The organism is Mycobacterium sp. E2238, assembly GCF_001672665.1.
Classification (GTDB): domain Bacteria; phylum Actinomycetota; class Actinomycetes; order Mycobacteriales; family Mycobacteriaceae; genus Mycobacterium.
Map to the genome: position 1 here is coordinate 1 of NZ_LZKF01000060.1, position 15496 is coordinate 15496.

Annotated in this window: 20 protein-coding genes; 8 read left to right on the top strand and 12 right to left on the bottom strand. The window is 67.3% G+C overall.

Annotated elements, in window-relative coordinates; genetic code table 11:
* Window positions 1-745 (bottom strand): MFS transporter (locus A5711_RS04705; protein WP_197520737.1); only part of this gene is annotated, 745 nt, incomplete at its 3' end.
* A 52-nt stretch (window positions 746-797) separates the two neighbouring features.
* On the opposite strand from A5711_RS04705, the gene A5711_RS04710 reads away from it, so the two are divergent.
* From A5711_RS04710 to A5711_RS04720, 3 genes are all read left to right on the top strand, one after another.
* A complete protein-coding gene (locus A5711_RS04710; RefSeq protein WP_067944488.1) occupies window positions 798-1862 on the top strand; it encodes an amidohydrolase family protein in 1065 nt (354 codons plus the stop codon).
* Window positions 1863-1940: 78 nt separating this feature from the next.
* Window positions 1941-2180 carry a hypothetical protein gene (locus A5711_RS04715; protein WP_067944489.1) on the top strand — a complete coding sequence of 80 codons (240 nt, stop codon included), beginning with the start codon at window positions 1941-1943 and terminating at the stop codon, window positions 2178-2180.
* A 66-nt stretch (window positions 2181-2246) separates the two neighbouring features.
* Window positions 2247-2639: a phage holin family protein gene (locus tag A5711_RS04720; RefSeq protein ID WP_067944490.1), complete on the top strand. Its 393-nt coding sequence runs from the start codon at window positions 2247-2249 to the stop codon at window positions 2637-2639.
* Here the strand turns inward: A5711_RS04720 and A5711_RS04725 are convergent.
* From A5711_RS04725 to A5711_RS04750, 6 genes are all read right to left on the bottom strand, one after another.
* Window positions 2636-3418: an enoyl-CoA hydratase/isomerase family protein gene (locus A5711_RS04725; protein ID WP_067944491.1), complete on the bottom strand. Its 783-nt coding sequence runs from the start codon at window positions 3416-3418 to the stop codon at window positions 2636-2638. The genes A5711_RS04720 and A5711_RS04725 overlap by 4 nt on opposite strands.
* Complete coding sequence (locus A5711_RS04730; protein ID WP_067944492.1) at window positions 3415-4386, bottom strand: FAD-dependent oxidoreductase; 972 nt, start codon at window positions 4384-4386, stop codon at window positions 3415-3417. The genes A5711_RS04725 and A5711_RS04730 overlap by 4 nt, the downstream gene beginning before the upstream one ends.
* 16 nt (window positions 4387-4402) lie before the next feature.
* A complete protein-coding gene (locus A5711_RS04735) occupies window positions 4403-4954 on the bottom strand; it encodes a hypothetical protein (protein ID WP_067944493.1) in 552 nt (183 codons plus the stop codon).
* Window positions 4955-5059: 105 nt separating this feature from the next.
* Window positions 5060-5554 (bottom strand): SRPBCC family protein, encoded by a 495-nt coding sequence (locus A5711_RS04740; protein ID WP_067944494.1) that lies wholly within the window; start codon window positions 5552-5554, stop codon window positions 5060-5062.
* Window positions 5554-6183 (bottom strand): nitroreductase family protein, encoded by a 630-nt coding sequence (locus A5711_RS04745; RefSeq protein WP_067944495.1) that lies wholly within the window; start codon window positions 6181-6183, stop codon window positions 5554-5556. The genes A5711_RS04740 and A5711_RS04745 overlap by 1 nt, the downstream gene beginning before the upstream one ends.
* A gap of 11 nt (window positions 6184-6194) precedes the next feature.
* The gene (locus A5711_RS04750) at window positions 6195-6677 is read right to left on the bottom strand and encodes a carboxymuconolactone decarboxylase family protein (RefSeq protein ID WP_067944496.1); all 483 of its coding nucleotides are present in this window, start codon (window positions 6675-6677) and stop codon (window positions 6195-6197) included.
* 129 nt (window positions 6678-6806) lie between these two features.
* On the opposite strand from A5711_RS04750, the gene A5711_RS04755 reads away from it, so the two are divergent.
* Genes A5711_RS04755 through A5711_RS04765 form a run of 3 tightly spaced genes read left to right on the top strand, consistent with a single transcriptional unit; the run spans window position 6807 to window position 9672 of the window.
* Window positions 6807-7496 carry a hypothetical protein gene (locus A5711_RS04755; RefSeq protein ID WP_231987414.1) on the top strand — a complete coding sequence of 230 codons (690 nt, stop codon included), beginning with the start codon at window positions 6807-6809 and terminating at the stop codon, window positions 7494-7496.
* 10 nt (window positions 7497-7506) lie between these two features.
* Complete coding sequence (locus tag A5711_RS04760) at window positions 7507-8943, top strand: class I adenylate-forming enzyme family protein (protein WP_067944498.1); 1437 nt, start codon at window positions 7507-7509, stop codon at window positions 8941-8943.
* A 15-nt stretch (window positions 8944-8958) separates the two neighbouring features.
* A complete protein-coding gene (locus A5711_RS04765) occupies window positions 8959-9672 on the top strand; it encodes a hypothetical protein (protein ID WP_067944499.1) in 714 nt (237 codons plus the stop codon).
* Here A5711_RS04765 and A5711_RS04770 read toward each other — a convergent pair.
* Window positions 9658-10644 carry a nitronate monooxygenase family protein gene (locus A5711_RS04770; protein ID WP_067944500.1) on the bottom strand — a complete coding sequence of 329 codons (987 nt, stop codon included), beginning with the start codon at window positions 10642-10644 and terminating at the stop codon, window positions 9658-9660. The genes A5711_RS04765 and A5711_RS04770 overlap by 15 nt on opposite strands.
* Window positions 10641-11033 (bottom strand): tautomerase family protein, encoded by a 393-nt coding sequence (locus tag A5711_RS04775; protein WP_067944501.1) that lies wholly within the window; start codon window positions 11031-11033, stop codon window positions 10641-10643. The genes A5711_RS04770 and A5711_RS04775 overlap by 4 nt, the downstream gene beginning before the upstream one ends.
* A 94-nt stretch (window positions 11034-11127) precedes the next feature.
* Between A5711_RS04775 and A5711_RS04780 the strand changes: the two genes are divergently transcribed.
* Window positions 11128-11997, top strand: a complete 870-nt coding sequence (locus tag A5711_RS04780) for a LysR family transcriptional regulator (protein ID WP_067944502.1) — start codon at window positions 11128-11130, stop codon at window positions 11995-11997.
* A gap of 79 nt (window positions 11998-12076) precedes the next feature.
* Here A5711_RS04780 and A5711_RS04785 read toward each other — a convergent pair whose 3' ends face one another.
* On the bottom strand, window positions 12077-12676 hold the full coding sequence (locus A5711_RS04785) for a TetR/AcrR family transcriptional regulator (protein ID WP_067944503.1): 600 nt from the start codon (window positions 12674-12676) through the stop codon (window positions 12077-12079).
* Between the two features lie 106 nt (window positions 12677-12782).
* Here A5711_RS04785 and A5711_RS04790 point away from each other — a divergent pair, with 106 nt between their 5' ends.
* A complete protein-coding gene (locus A5711_RS04790; protein WP_067944504.1) occupies window positions 12783-14345 on the top strand; it encodes an NAD(P)/FAD-dependent oxidoreductase in 1563 nt (520 codons plus the stop codon).
* 3 nt (window positions 14346-14348) lie between these two features.
* Here A5711_RS04790 and A5711_RS04795 read toward each other — a convergent pair whose 3' ends face one another.
* Window positions 14349-14957 carry a YbhB/YbcL family Raf kinase inhibitor-like protein gene (locus A5711_RS04795; protein ID WP_067944505.1) on the bottom strand — a complete coding sequence of 203 codons (609 nt, stop codon included), beginning with the start codon at window positions 14955-14957 and terminating at the stop codon, window positions 14349-14351.
* Between the two features lie 61 nt (window positions 14958-15018).
* Window positions 15019-15462 (bottom strand): SRPBCC family protein, encoded by a 444-nt coding sequence (locus tag A5711_RS04800; protein ID WP_067944506.1) that lies wholly within the window; start codon window positions 15460-15462, stop codon window positions 15019-15021.
* Window positions 15463-15496 lie beyond the last annotated feature (34 nt).

Consider the following 15496-nt stretch of genomic DNA (forward strand, 5'->3'; position numbering starts at 1 on the left):
TCGACGTCAAGAAGGTCGGGTAGACGTCCTGCGTGCCGTGGCTCATCCAGTTGAAGGCCGTCATCAGCAGCACCAGGTAGATGAATCGGCGAATGATGGCTGCGTCGCGCAGCACGTCGCGGATCCTGGTGCTGGTGAGCTTCATCTGGTCCTGCGCGGCTTCCCACACCTCGGACTCCTCCACCCGGTAGCGAATGATCAGGCTGACCAGCGCGGGGACGATGCTCAGTGCGAAGAGCCACCGCCACGACAACCCGAGCCAATTCATCACCACCAGCGAGGCGACGCTTGCCAACAGGTAACCGAACGCATAGCCCTCCTGCAGCAGCCCCGAGAAAAATCCGCGTCGCTCGACGGGAACCTTCTCCATCGCGAGCGCGGCGCCAAGGCCCCACTCGCCGCCCATCCCGATGCCGTACAGCAGGCGCAGGATGACCAGCACAGTGAAGTTAGGGGCGAACGCGCACAGGAAGCCGACCACGGAGTAGAACATCACGTCGACCATCAGCGGCAGCCGCCGACCGACGCGGTCAGCCCACAGCCCGAACAGCAGCGCGCCGACCGGTCGCATGATCAGGGTGGCCGTGGTGACGAACGCGACCTCCGCCTTGCTGTGGTGGAAGGTCTTTGCGATGTCGGCGTAGACCAGCACGACGATGAAGTAGTCGAACGCGTCCATCGTCCAGCCCAACAACGCCGCGATGAATGAGTTCCGCTGATCCGCGGTCAACCGTTGAGTTGTCACGTCAGCATCGTGCAGTACCGAGCGCGATGGCGCGAGAGTAAGTTGCGAATACATGCGCATCATCGACGCCGATGGACATGTCGCCGAGAACCCATCGTTGGCGACCGAAGCGATCAAGCGTTGGCCGCAGTACATCAAGCCCGCCGCCGATGGCAGCCGGCTGATGTTCGAAGGCCGCAGCTATCCGGTGGACGAAGGACCGGGTGCCGGCTGTCCGCCCCAACACGGCATCAGCAAGGCGCCCGACATCCATTGCCGATCGACCGAAGGCGTGCTGGGGGATGCGGATCGCGACCACATCGACACCATGGTGTTGTACCCCAGCCTGGGCCTGTGCGCCCCGACACTCGAGGACCCCGAGTTCGGGGCGGGGTTCTCGCGGCTCTACAACCAGTGGATCGCGGATTATTGCGCCCCGTCGGGTGGACGGCTACGCGGCGTCGCGGTGACCCCGATCGAGCACGGCCAGGCGGCGATCGACGTCATGACCGAAGCGAAAGAGCTTGGGCTGGTGGCGACTCTGGTTCCGCCGGCACTCAAGACGCGTAACCTCGACCACCCCGACCTGGACGCCTTTTACGCCGCCGCGGTCGACCTGGACATGCCGCTGGGCATTCATGGCGCCCCGGGCATCCACCTGCCGAAGATCGGCGTGGACCGCTTCACCAATTACATTCAGGTGCACTGCATCAGTTTCCCGTTCGACCAGATGACGGCCATGACGGCGCTGGTCTCCGGCGGCGTCTTCGAGCGCCACCCGCGGTTGCGGGTCGCCTTCCTCGAGGCGGGCGCGGGCTGGGTTCCGTTCTTCATAGATCGCCTGCATGAGCACTACGAGAAGCGGGGCGATTGGGTCGAACGTGGCTGGCAGCGCGATCCGCACGAGTACCTGTCCGCGGGCAACATCTGGGTGACGTGCGAGCCGGAGGAACCGATCCTGCCCGGAGTGATCGACGTGCTCGGGGCCGACTTCATCATGTTCGCCAGCGACTACCCGCACTGGGACGGTGAATGGCCGGAAAGCACCAAGCACCTGCGGACCCGCCCGGATATCAGCGAAGAGGCCCGCGAAAAGATCGGCGGGTTGAACGCGCAGCGCTTCTACAACTTGAATTGAGCGGCTGCGCAATCCTCGTGACAGACGACCCGATATTCTCGTGAGCAACCTGAAATTTTGGGGAGGCGGCCATCCGACATGACTGATAAATGGTTCTCCGATATCAGCGCGCCGGGGCAGCTGACCCTCGCGGACCTGTGCGACCAGATCGAGCAGAAGATCCACCTCAACGCGGACAACCAGAAACCCCCGCAGGAGTTCGCCGACTGGCAGGCGTGCGTGGCAGATCGCGACGCCACCATCTACAAATTGAGCGCTGCCGTCGTCAACCTGTGCCAGATGGTGAAGTACCTGTCGTCGCAGCGCGACGACGCTTAGCGAGCAGTATCAGCAGTCAACTCGACAGGCTGCGCTTCGCGCACGTCTGGTGAGAGGATCTTGGGCATGGGCCCTTTCCTGATTCGCGCCGCACTGACCGGTTTCGCGCTATGGCTGGTCACGAAGTTCGTCCATGGGATCACGTTCGTGGGCGGCGACACGAAGCTGGAGCGGGTCGGCATCATCTTCGTCGTCGCCATCGTTTTCGGTCTGGTCAACGCGTTCATCAAACCGGTCGTCCAGCTGTTGTCGATCCCGCTGTACATCCTGACCCTGGGCTTGTTCCATGTCGTGGTCAACGCACTGATGTTGTGGATCACCGCGTGGATCACCGAGCACACCACACACTGGGGTTTGCAGATCGATCATTTCTGGTGGACGGCGATCTGGGCCGCGATCGTGTTGTCCATCGTGAGCTGGGTGCTGTCGCTGATCATTCGGGACGTCAGCCGGCGCTAGCGGCCCTGCCATCGCGGCGGACGCTTCTCGGCGAATGCCCGCGGGCCTTCCTTGGCGTCCTGTGTCTCGAAAATGCGGTCGCTGTGCCGGGTTTCGTTGTCGTACGCCGACGCGAGGTCGAGCGCCAGACCCTCGACGGCCGACTGCTTCGTCGCGGACACCGCGAGCGGCGCGTTCGCCGCGATGCGTTCGGCGTAGTCGTACGCGGTATCCATCAGGCGTCCGGGCGGGACGACGCGGTTGATCAGCCCCATCGCCAGCGCCCGCTCCGCGTCTACCATGTCGGCGGTCAGCAGCAACTCCATCGCCAGCGGATAGGGCATCTGACGCGGCAGCCGCACGGTGCTGCCGCCACCGGCGAAAAGGCCGCGCTTGGGTTCCATCACCGCGAATCGCGCGGCGGGCACGGCGACCCGGATGTCGGTTGAGCTCAACATCTCGAAGCCGCCCGCGACGCAGGTGCCGTTGACCGCGGCGATGATCGGCTTGTAGACGGGGAAGCGGTGCAGTACGGCGTGGATGGCGTCGTCCTTGTTCCACCCCTCGGGCTGCGGCAGATCGCCGGTGAGCTCGGGAATGAACTTCTTCAGGTCGGCGCCGGTGCAAAAGTCTTGTGCGACACCGGTGATCACCGCCACCCAGGCGCCGGCGTCATCGCGGAACGCCGCCCACGCGTGGGCCAGGTCGCGGAAGTGTTCCATGTCCAGCGAGTTGCGGGTCTCGGGACGGTTGATCGTGATGGTGGCGATGTGGGCGTCCAGCGTGTAGTCAATGCTCACCGCGCCTCCTGCTGTGCGGCCAGACGGACCACGTCGCGCGCGCAACCCCACGACAGGGTCACGCCGTTGCCGCCGTGGCCGTAGTTGTGGATGCACCGGCCCCGTCCTAGCGGCTCGGCCTGTACCCGCACCGAGGGGCGGTCGGGACGCAGCCCGGTGATGACCTCTATCACCTCGGCTTCGGCGAGCCGTGGCTCGATCTGGCGGCAGCGGTGCAAGATTCGGTCGGTCACGTCGGGATCCGGGATGGTGTCCCAGCGGCCGGGGATGCTGATGCCGCCACACACGACGCGCTGTGGGTGGGGGAAGTAGCAGGTCCATTCCGGCCCGCCGTTGATTTCCAGAAACAGTTGCCGCAGACCGGGGTTGGTGAGCACGACGTGCTGGCCGAACAGCGGGCGCAGCGTTTCGTCGCCGGTCAGGGATCCCGCGGCCAGACCGGCGCAGTTGACCACGATCGGCGCGGCATCGGCGACCTCGGCCAGTGATCGCACCGGTCGCTCCTCGATTGCGCAGCCGGCCGCGGCAAGCCGCCGGGTGAGGTAGTCGAGATAGTGCGGCATATCGATCATCGGCAACGTGGCGCGAAAGCCGTTGCCGAAGCCGCCCGGAAGGTCGGCGGGGTCGGCGGGGCGCAGGTCGGGGATCAACGCCGCGGCGGACGACATCGCCTCGGCCGCAGTCAGTTCACCGACCGCCATCGCCGGCGACAGTTGAACGCCGGAGTCGGCGTCGTCCGCGAGTTCACGGAAGACCTGCAGGGAGTGCTCGGTCCAATCCAACGTGCCGCTTGCGCGCTCCGCCGGCCGCGGCGGCAGCCATACCGCGCCCGCCACCTTAGAGGTCGTGTGCTGTGGCGTGGCGGCCGTCCAGACCCGCACCGACCAGCCGGCCTCGGCCAGGCACACGGCCGACGTCAGACCGCTGACACCGGCGCCGACGACGACAACTTGTTGCGCACTGGCCACGGCCCGTCAGGAACCGTCAGTTGTGCGGGGCGGGCGGCGGAGGCTGTTGTCCGCCCTGGCCGCCACCGAGCAGGCCGTTGAGGAGGCCGAGCGTGCTCTGCACACCGGCCGGCGGTGTAGTCGGCGGCGGCGTTGCGTCCGGAGTCAGCTGCCACGGTTGGCAACCCGAGGTCTTGAACGCCTTGTCGGTCGGGTCGATCTGCACCACCTGAGGCTTTTTGCTCATCGAATTGTCGATGATGTTGCCGTCCGGATTGCCCATCCGCTTCCAGTAGCAGGTGCCGTTGTCGGCGGGGCCCCCGGAGCTGTAAATGCCCGGCACGATGTCGGACCCGACGTTGTAGATGCCGTCCTTATCGATGCTCGACTTCGGTCCCGGTGCCGGTGAGGCGGCCGGCGAGGCGGCGGGAGAGGGTGCCGGTGAGGCCGACGACGGCGGCGGTCCAGGTGCGGGTCCCCTCGGGTCCGGGTCGGCCGCTGCGACGCCCACCGACACCGCCCAGCCCGCAATCATCAGTGCCGCGAGCGCCAACCGCCCCGCGCTCGGTACACCAGCCTCAATCCCCATAGCACGTCAGCGTACCGGGCTGAGCAGCCGAATTCACGCAAAGCGGCATCCGCCGGCCGGCGCCCCCGGACGCGTAACCCATGGTCACGGCGCCCTACGAAGCCCTTAGGGGAGCCGCCGCACGCGGCCGGCGTAGCCGAGCGCGTGCTCGTACGTATCCAGGTTGTCCCGAGAAATCTTCGCGTGCACCGGGCGTTCGAGGAAGAACCGCAGCAGCGGGTTGTAGGCGTGATAGGTCTCGTGGAAGGTCAGCACCGTCGTGCCGTCGGGCTGCTCCTCGAGCAGGTGATAACCCTCGGCCCGGGACCACAGCGGCGCGCCCACGGCCACGTAGCGTGACAGTTTGTTGGTTTCCGCCTCTGTGACGGTCTCCCACGACCGCGCCCGGCCTCCAGACAGCAGGTACTTGGGCACCGGGTAGACGCAGGTGCGGACCAGGCCCTCGCCGGCCTCGTTGCCCTCGTTGAGGATCTCCATGCTGCCGGTGGGCCATTTGAGGACTCGGGGCCGCGGCGCGTTCGGCGGCGCGGGCGGATGCAGCACCCGCCACACCTTCGCCGGCGGTGCGTCGACGTGAAATCGCACGGTGTAGGACTGCATCAGCCGTCTCCCCAGCTATCCCAGAACGTCACGGTTTCCGCGGGCGGGCGCGTGGCCGGCCGGAAGTCGGTACCGATCGTGTAGGCCACCGGGAAAAGGGCGGCCTGCGTCACCGTGTCCGGGATACCGAGCAATTCGGCCACTTCCCGTTCCTTGGCCAGATGCATCGTCGTCCATACCGATCCCAGCCCCCGCGACCGCAGGGCGAGCAGGAAACTCCAGCCGGCCGGGATGATCGACGCCCACGCCGACGCGGCGGTCAGCAGAGTGGAGTTGTCGATGCGGTTCGCCAGGCACGGGATCACGTGCACGGGGACCCTGCCCAGCGTGTCGGTCAGGGCCAGCGCGCCGGCGTACACGCGCCGGGTCTGCGGGTCGGACGCCTGTTTGGTCGCGTACGCAAGGTACTCGGCGCCGATGCTGCGATAGATCTCGCCGATCGCGGCGCGCTTGTCGGCGTCGGTGATCACCAGCCAGCGCCAGTCCTGCGCATTGCTCGCCGTGGGCGCCTGCATCGCCAGCCGGATGCACTCGAGGATCACCTCGCGGCCGACCGGCCGGTCCAAGTCGAGGCGCTTACGCACCGACCGCGTCGTCGTCAGCAATTCGTCGACGGTCGCCAGGTCCATTCGGCTCCTTACTACAGATCGATTGCGCAAGACTGGTCGACGCCGAGCACGGTCAACGAGCGGCCCAGGCCCAGAAATACCGCAACGCACAGGGTGAGATCCAGGATCTCGGGGTCGGAGAACGACTCGCGCAGCCGCGCGAAGAAGGCGTCGTCCAGCGAGCCATGATCGGTGGCGAAGCGCTCGGCGTACTCAATGGCAAGCCGTTGGCGGGGCGTGTAGCCGGGGTAGCTGGCGTACGCCGCGACGTTGTCGTAAAGCTCCGGCGTGACCCCGGCGTCCAGCACCGACTGGGCCCGAAAGTCCGAACATGCGACGCAGTCGTTGATCTGGGCGATGCGCATCCTGGCCAGCTCGCGCTCGTCGGCCGGCAGAACGCTCTGCTGGTAGGCGCCGCGGATCATCCGCTCCACCATGTCGCCGAGTTGCGGCCGCAGCGTCCAGATCATGGCGGCTTCGCCGCCGGGGCCATCCGGCACGTTGAGACGGGCCATCGGCGACTCCTGCCCGGTGAGTTAATTACTGAGTCGAGCAAACCAGTTCGCAACTCGACTGTCCAGGGCGTAATCGCGCGGTTGTAGACCCGACAACGCGTTCGGAGTTACCGTCTCGGCGTGCTGTTCATGCACGAGGTGCATAAGGTGCGCGGCCGCTGCGAAGACGATTTCGAGGCCGCGTTCCGACAGGGCTGGATGCCCATGCTCGCCGACGGTGACGACGCCCGGTTGCTCTGGTACGCCGACCACGCCCAGGGCAGCGGACCGTCCTACACCGTCGTGACCGTCACCGCCGTTCGGGACGGGGCGGCGTGGGAGCGCCTTGCGCTCCGGGTGCAGCAGGGTGATTTGCAGGCGTGGATGCGCGAGCTGGATGAGCTGCGCTACGACGTCGAGGCCAAACTGCTGGCGCCTCTGCCGTGGTCGCCGCTGCAGGACGAGCCGCTGGGGGAGGTGCCGGTCGACGGCCGGGAGCACGAACTCACCCTCTACATGGAAGACACCATGTGGCCCTATCCGGACAAGTTCGAGGAATACATCGCCCGCAGCGGCGACGTGTATGCGCAGAGCCTCCGGCGACCGTCGTCAATGCTGGCGGTACAGGCGGCTTTTCAGCCCGCGCTGGGCAGCCACCTACGCCGGGAGGTCGTCCTGATGCAGCGCATCCAGCGGCCCGATCAGCTGCTCGGGCTGCTCCAGACGCGGATTCCCGCCGAATACCGCGCACCGGGCACGTGGATGCACGACGCTCTCGACCTGCGCGACCAGTGGACCAGTCGGCTGCTGCGCACCTCCGCATGGTCACCCTTCTACTGAGCCGCACACGATGACTATCGGAACGATGCTCGAGGCCGCCGCGAATGGCGATCCCGGCCGGGTCGCGCTCATCGTCGATGGACGCTCGATCGGTTATGGCGAGCTGGCGAGCACCGTGAACCGCTGTGCCGCCGGCCTGGCCGAGCGGGGCGTGGGGGCCGGCCAACGCGTCGCAGTCGTCGACGGCGGAAGTGTGCTCTCGATCGCGACCGTGTTGGGGGCGGCCCGCATCGGTGCCGCCGCGGCGCTGATGAACCCCGCGCTGACCCCGCCCGAACTCCACAGCCTCATGACGAGCGCGGGCTGCGCCGAGGTGGCCGTCGCGGGGGAGCCGTACGCCGAGCGGCTCCGCGAGGCCGGTGCGCCGACGGTATTGGGCGCAGAGCTGCTGGAGGGCGCCGCTGTGCCGCCGCCCCCGCGCGACGACGCCGGCGGCGACGCCCTTGTGTTGTTCACCAGCGGGACAACGGGATTGCCCAAGGCGGTCGGGATCGGCGGCCGGCAGCTGATAAGGCGGATCAAGGGGATGGCGGCACCGTTCCGCGCCGACGCCGCACCCTCGGTGGGGCTGATGTGCGTCCCGTTCTTCCACGTCGGGGGCGCACTGGGCACGCTCGGCAGTTTGTATTCGGGCAATACGTCGGTGGTACAGCGGCGATTTGACGCGGGCGAGTGGTTGCGCCTGGTGTCCGAGCATCGGGTGACCACCACATTCCTGGTTCCCGCGATGATGCAGCGCATCCTCGACCATCCCGACTTCGCCGGCGCCGACTTGTCGTCTCTGGTCGCCGTCGCCTACGGCGCCGCCGCCGCGCCGATAAGTTTGGTGCGCCGGGCGATGGATGCCCTCCCACATGTGGCGTTCGCCAACGTATTCGGGCAGACCGAGACCCTCGGCGCCTACACGACGCTGATGCCCGCCGATCACCGCGATCCGGCCCGCGCGGGATCGGTCGGCCGGCCGCTGCCCGGTGTCGACGTGCGAGTGGTGGACCCCGAGACGGGGGAGGACGTCGAGCCCGGAACGGTCGGCGAGCTATGGGTGAACAGCACCCAAAACGTCACCGAAGGTTGGCTGCGCACCGGGGACCTCGCCCGCCAAGACCCCGACGGCTACCTGTTCCCGAGCGGACGGCTCAGCGACACCATCAACCGTGGCGGCGAGAAGTTCGGGCCGATCGAGGTCGAGGAAGCGCTTCGTTCCCATCCGGCGGTGCGCGACGTCGCGGTCGCCGGAATCCCCGACGACGAGCTCGGCGAGCGAGTGGGGGTGGCAGTGACGGCATGCGCGCCGGTGACCCTCGAACAGCTGCGAGCGCACTGTCGCGACTTGATCGCCTACTTCAAACTGCCCGAGCGGCTGGCGATAGTCGACCACATCCCCTACAGCTCGACCGGCAAGGTGAACCGCCGCGAGCTCGCCGCGCTGATCGCCAAAGACGCTTGACGGCAAGGAGTTCCGATGCTGTTTTTGCATGAGACCCACAAAGTGGTCGGCGCGCGGCAGGACGAATTCGAGGCCGCGTATCGCGAGGGCTGGATGCCGACGCTCGCCGCCGGTGACGACGCCAGGCTGCTCTGGTACACCAATCACGCCCACGGCTCGGGGCTGTCCTACAACGTGGTCACCATCACCGGCATCGTCGACGGCGCGGCGTGGGAAAGGCTGGCTCGCCGAGCTCAGCGCGGTGACCTCCAGCCGTGGATACGTGAATTGGACAATTTGCGTCACGAGGTGACGGGCAAGCTGCTGCTGCCAGTTACCTGGTCACCCCTGCAGACGGTGGACCTGGCCAGCGTGCCGACCACGGGTGAGACGCACCCGTTGACGATGTTCATGGAAGACACGGGCTGGCCGTACGCGCCGCTCGACGATTACATCCGGTCCTGGGACGAGATCTACTATCGGCCGCTGTCCCAGGCGCCGGCCCGCATGCGCATCCTCGACATCCAGGCGTGCTTCCAGGTGGCGCATGGGAGCAGCCGGCGCCGAGAGGCCATGCTGTGGCAGAAGATCGACGACTCCAACAACTACGCCGCACTGGTCCACCTGCTGACCAAGGAGATCCCGCCGGAGCACCGGGCACCGGGAAGCTACATGTTCGACGCCCTCAAGTACCGCGACCAGTGGCAGAGCCGCCTGCTGCGGACGTCGGACTGGTCACCGCTGTACTGAGCCCGGCCCGGTCGTGCGATTCAGGATGCGGCCGGCCCGCTCGACCATGCCGGCCACGATGTCGGCCGCGGGCCGGACTCGCCGGACGAGCCCCACCCCCTCGCCGACGAGTATGGCGGCGCTGTCGAAATCCTCTGCCGCGACAGCCTTTTCGTAATCCTCGACCGCCTCGGGCAGCGATGCCGCCAGCTGATCCTCGTTGCCGTGCCAGGTGTCGAGGAAGGCGTTGCCGAGCGCCCGCGCGTTGTATCCGGCCGGCCAATCCAGCCGCCGCACAAGGTCGTAGGCGCGCGTGCGGACGGTGTCGTCCCCGCCGGCGGCCAGCGCCCGCTCGTGGGCGCGGGGGGACACCAACGCCTCCGGGGACGCCCAGAACCTGGTGCCCACGAGTACGCCATCGGCGCCGAGCGCCAGCGCGGCGGCCAGCCCGCGCCCGTCGGTCACCCCGCCCGCGGCCAGCACGAGCGTGTCCGGCGCGCGGTCGGCGACGAGGTCGACGACGTCGGGCACCAGCGTGAAGGTGGACCGGACGGTCATGCCGTGGCCGCCTGCCTCGCCGCCCTGCGCCACCACCACGTCGGCGCCGGCGTCCAGGGCCCGGCGCGCGTGGTCGAGCTTCTGCGCCTGCGCGATGAGTGGGACGCCGGCGGCGCGAATGCGGTCGGCGAACGGCTGCAGGTCACCGAAGGAGAGCATGATCGCGGCGGGTCGCCGGGCAAGGGCCTCGTCGAGCAGCTCGGGCCGCCGGGCCAGGCTCCAGGTGATGAACCCGCATCCGACGTTTGCCCCGCCGGCCCGGTCGAATTCGCGCCGCAACCATTCCGCGTCGCCGTAGCCACCGCCGATGAGGCCCAGGCCGCCGGCCGAGGTCACCGCCGCGGCCAACCGGCCGCCGGAGATCATCGCCATCGGGGCGAGCACGATGGGGTGTTGGATGCCGAAGAATTCCGTGAGCCGGGTGTCGAGGCTCATGTCAGCTCCCCGGTGAGAAATTGCGCGCGGCCGTGTCCGAAAGACCAATCCTCGTCGCCGTTTTCGGTGATAGCGACGATCAGGTCGGCCGGGTCGAGGCCGCACCGCTCTGCCAGATTGGTCGCCAGCAGCTCGTAGAATTTCTCCTTCATCGCCCGCGTGCGCCGCCGGCTCACCACGTTGATGATCACCTGGTTCGACGAGCGGCTGATGCCGAGACCGGTATCCAAAGCGACGATTTCGTGGGCGGGATGGGTGCGCACCACCTGATAGCGGTCGCGCGGCGGCACCCCGAACGCTTCGACGACGGACTCGTGTACCGCGTCGAGCAAGGCCCTGACCTCCGACGGCGTGCGGCCCTCGATGAGGTCGATGTAAAGCAGCGGCATTTCGTCTCCTTAAGATCTATGTCCTGGCTACGACGGTAGGTCCGTCGAGAGGGCCTGTGAAATGCCTGCTGTAATCGATCTATGCTTGCCAGGCATGGGCGCGTTGGCGAGCGGTCGGGTCGAGTTGCGCCACCTGCGGGCGTTCGAGGCGGTGGCGCGGCTGCGGTCGTTCACGCAGGCGGCCGACGAACTCCGCATCACCCAACCGGCGCTCAGCCGCACCATCCGCCAACTGGAAGACGCGCTCGGCGTGGCGCTGGTGGACCGCACTTCGCGGCACGTCGAGACCACCCAGGCCGGGCGGGCGTTCCTCGACCACGTCGAGCGAGTCCTCGCCGAGCTGGAGCGGGCGTTCGGGGCCGTACGCCGGCAGGCGAGCATCGGCCTCGGATTCAGCTGGTTGCTGCCCGACCCGTGGGCCCAGGACACCGTCGCCCGCTTCGAGCGGGCCACCGGGACGACGGTCAGGCTGGTCCGCACCGACGATGCGCTGAGCGCCGTTCAGCGGGGCAGGGTGGACGTCGCCGTGGTCCGCGGCCAGGTGACGGCGACCCAGGTGCGGGTGGTGCACCTCTTCGACGAGTCCCGCGTGGCCGTGTGTTCGGTGCACTCGCCGCTGGCCATCAGATCGGAGTTGGACTGGGCCGAGGTCCCGCAGTGGCCGCTGGTCGTCAACACCGCCAGCGGAACCACCGGGCCATGGTCATGGCCGGCGGGGGAGGGACCGAAAACGATCGTTGAGACAACCAATTTCGACGAGTGGCTCGAATCCGTCGCGGCCGATCGCGGCATCGGCGTGATCCCGGACGTCGCGGTCCGGCGCAACATCCACCCCGGCGTGCGGTTCGTCGCACTGCGCGGAGCCCCCACGAGCACCGTCTCGCTAGCGTTTCTGCCGCGCGCCCGCAACGCCGTGCTGCGCCGCTTCGTCGAGGCGGCCGTCGAGAGCGCGGCAAGCGTTTGAGTGTGCGCTCACGGCTTTGAGTGTGCGCTGACGGCGGCGTTGCTCGGCGTGTCGCCACCGTGGGCGCACATTCAACGGATCAGGCGAGCGGCGCAAAACCCGAGCGAAGCAGCTCCAGGCTGGACGCGACGAGTTCGCCGAGGTCGCCCATGCAGCCGTTGCGGCCCCAATTCTCCACTGCCACAACCAGAGCGGCGGCCAGGGCGGAGCCGGTGACCTCGGCGAGCAGATCGATGTTCGCCACACCCGGGTTGCGATCCCTGACGAAATCGGTCAGCACCTCGGCGAACGACGACTGCACGACGCGCAGATGGCTCGCGATGCGCTCCGCGCTGATCAACTCCGCGCGGGCCGTCGCGGCCTGGCGGACCACCTCGAGGTCGTGCGGGAAGGCCGCGACGCTCGCCAGCACCGCATCGAAGAGCGACTCGGAGGCGGGACGGTCGGCGAGCGCCTCGGCCAGCCATGCCAGCTGCGTCTCGTAATCCTGGAAGAGCACCGCCTCCTTGGTGGGGAAGTGGCGAAAGAAAGTCCGCTCGGTGACGCCGGCCTCGCGGGCCAACTCGGTCACGGTGACGTTGGTAAACCCTTTGCGCGCAAAGCTTTTCAATGCCGCTTGGCGCAGCGCCTCATGCGTCGATCGTCGGCGTAGCTCATGACGGTTCGTCGGCGCGTTCATCCCCCAGGAATGGTATCCCAGCCGGCCGAAACTTGTCAGAACTGACATCTTCCGATTGTGTCAGTACTGACATATTCTTGTCACGCGCCAATCGAGGGAGGACGCCATGTCGGACTGCGACGCGATCGTCGTGGGAGCGGGCCACAACGGGCTGACCGCGGCCGCGGTACTGCAACGCGCGGGCGTGCGAACGCTGTGCCTGGAAAGCAACACCTATGCCGGGGGCATGGCGGCGACCGTCGAACTGATCGACGGCTTCCGGTACGAGATCGCCGGCTCCGTCCAATTCCCGACGGCGAGCCAGATCACCAAGGATCTCGGGCTGGACACGCTGCCCACGGTGGAGCCGGACGTGATGTCGACCAACATCGGCGACCACGGCGAGGAGGCGACGATCTTCTACCGCGACCCGATGCGGCTGATGACGCACCTGGCCGAGAAGCACGGCATGGAGGCCGTCACGGGCATGGCCGAACTGATCGGGTGGAGCCAGGGACCCGCAAAGGCACTGGGCCGCTTCGACGTTCGCACACCGCCCAAGACCCTCGACGAGATGTACGCCTGCGCGGCGAACGACGCCGAACGCCGCGCCATTCACGAGATGCTGTTCGGCTCGGCGATGGACGTCATCGACCGCTACCTGCCCGACAAAGACAAGCACGCCGTCATGCGGGGGATGCTCGCGTTCCTTGCCGTCAACTCGACCTACCGCGGCCCCTACACTCCGGGCAGTGCCACCTGCCTGGCATTCGCTCTGGCGGTACCGGACGACAGCACGGCGATGATGACCAAACTCAAGGGCGGCATCGGCGCGCTCACCGAACACCTGCGTGAGCTCTTCGTCTCCCACGGCGGTGAGATCCGGTTCCGGAGCAAGGTCGAGCAGATCCTCGTCGACCGCGGCGCCGTGACCGGGGTGCGGTTGCGTGACGGCTCGACGCTCACCGCGCCGATCGTGGTCTCCAACCTCGCGCCGGACGTCACCCTCACCGAGCTGATCGCCCCCGAACATGTGCCGGGGGAGCTCATTTCACGTCTTGGCGGACGAGACCACCGCGCCTCCTTCGTGCAGATCCACTTCGCCCTCGACGGGCTGCCCGAATTCGCGCCGCCCTATGAGTTTTTGAACGAGGAAGGCATGCAGCAGTCGGTCGGGATCTTCGGTGATCCCGAAGAACAACAGCTGCATTGGGAGAACTGTCGTCGGGGCATCGTCCCGGACAACCCGTCGATGGGAATGCAGATACCGTCCGTGCATGATCCGGGGATGGCGCCGCCCGGTAAGCACGCCGCGAGCGCCTACGCTTACGCTTTCCCTGTCGAAGTCGACCGCCACGATCATGGACAGCTCAAAAATGTTATGGCACAGCGTGTTATCGACAAGATCACCCGGTTGGCCCCGAATTTCAAGGACATCGTGATCCGGCACATCACCTTTGCGCCCTACCACATGAACACGATGTTCGGTGCGCCCGCGGGCGACTTCTGCCACGGGCTGCTGCATCCGGACTTGATGGGCCCGAACAGGCCCGGCCCCAAGGGGTTCCTCGACTTTCCGATTCCCATCGAAGGGCTCTACCTCGGCGGTGCGGGATGCCACGGTGGTCCCGGCATCACCTTCACGCCTGGCTATAACGCCGGCTATCAGGCGCTCGACGAGATGGCCTGACGCTCAGCCCGCGAACGTTCCGGTCAGCCGGGCCTGGGCGGTTGCCGCGCCGCCGATCGCCTGCGCCGCCTGCACGCCGGCGAGCCCGTCGGGCAGCCGGTAGTCGTTGGGAAGCTGGTAGAGCGTGAACCGGTAGTGGTGCGTGCCGGTTCCGGCCGGCGGACAGGGGCCTTTGTATGCGGTCTCTCCGGCGGTGTTCGGCAGGGTGGTCGCGCCGGCCGGCGTCTGGCCGTCGGCGCTGCTGCCGCTACCGGGGCCGATTCCGACCACCACCCAGTGCACGTAGAGGCCGTTGACGGCGTCCGGGTCGTCGACCACGAGTGCCGCCCCCAACGGCGCCGACCATGTCAGCGGCGGCGCCATGTTTGCGCCCTTGCACGTGTACTGCACCGGGATCGGCGCACCGTCGTTGAACGCTGGGCTGGTGATGCTCAACGGCCCCTCGGCGGGGGCGGCCCGGGCGGTCCGCCCAAGCGTCGTGACCTTCGGCGTCGACGGCGCCGTCATGCGGGTGTCACCGTGGCCGCCGCAGCCGGCCACCGCTCCGAGGATCGTCAACGCACCGGCGATCGATGCGACCCGCCGAAAGTTGCTCACGGGTGTCGGTTTCATACGGACAGTGTCGCTCGCGCGGCCACCATCCGGAAGCGCCGGATTTGACGGCCGGGTGCCCCTACTTGCCGCCCTTGCGCTCCAGCACGCGTTTACGCAATCCCTTGGTGGCCGTGTCCATGAGGCTCTTGGAGCCTCGCTTGATCAAGAACCCGGGCACCGGCATCAACAGGTCCACGGTGAGGTCGAAGCTCACCCGGGTGGAGTCTCCGTCGGGCTTCAGGGTGTAGCGACCGTCTTGCGCGCGTTGCTGTTTGGCACTGACCAGAGTCCAGCTGACGCCGTCGTCGTGGACGGTGTACGCCAACTCCTGCTCGTCGCTGACGCCGACGAGTTTGACCACTTGCTTCGACCTGAGGGGGTGGCCCTGATCGTCCCGCTCGAGAACCTCCACCTTCTGATGAACCGAGGACCACTCGGGCAGCGCTTCAATGTCGAACAGCACATCCATTATCTGATCCGGTGTCGCTTCGATGACGACTTCGCGGGATTCGGTGACAGCCATGGCAGATAGATAACCACTGCGGCGCCGCTAAAAA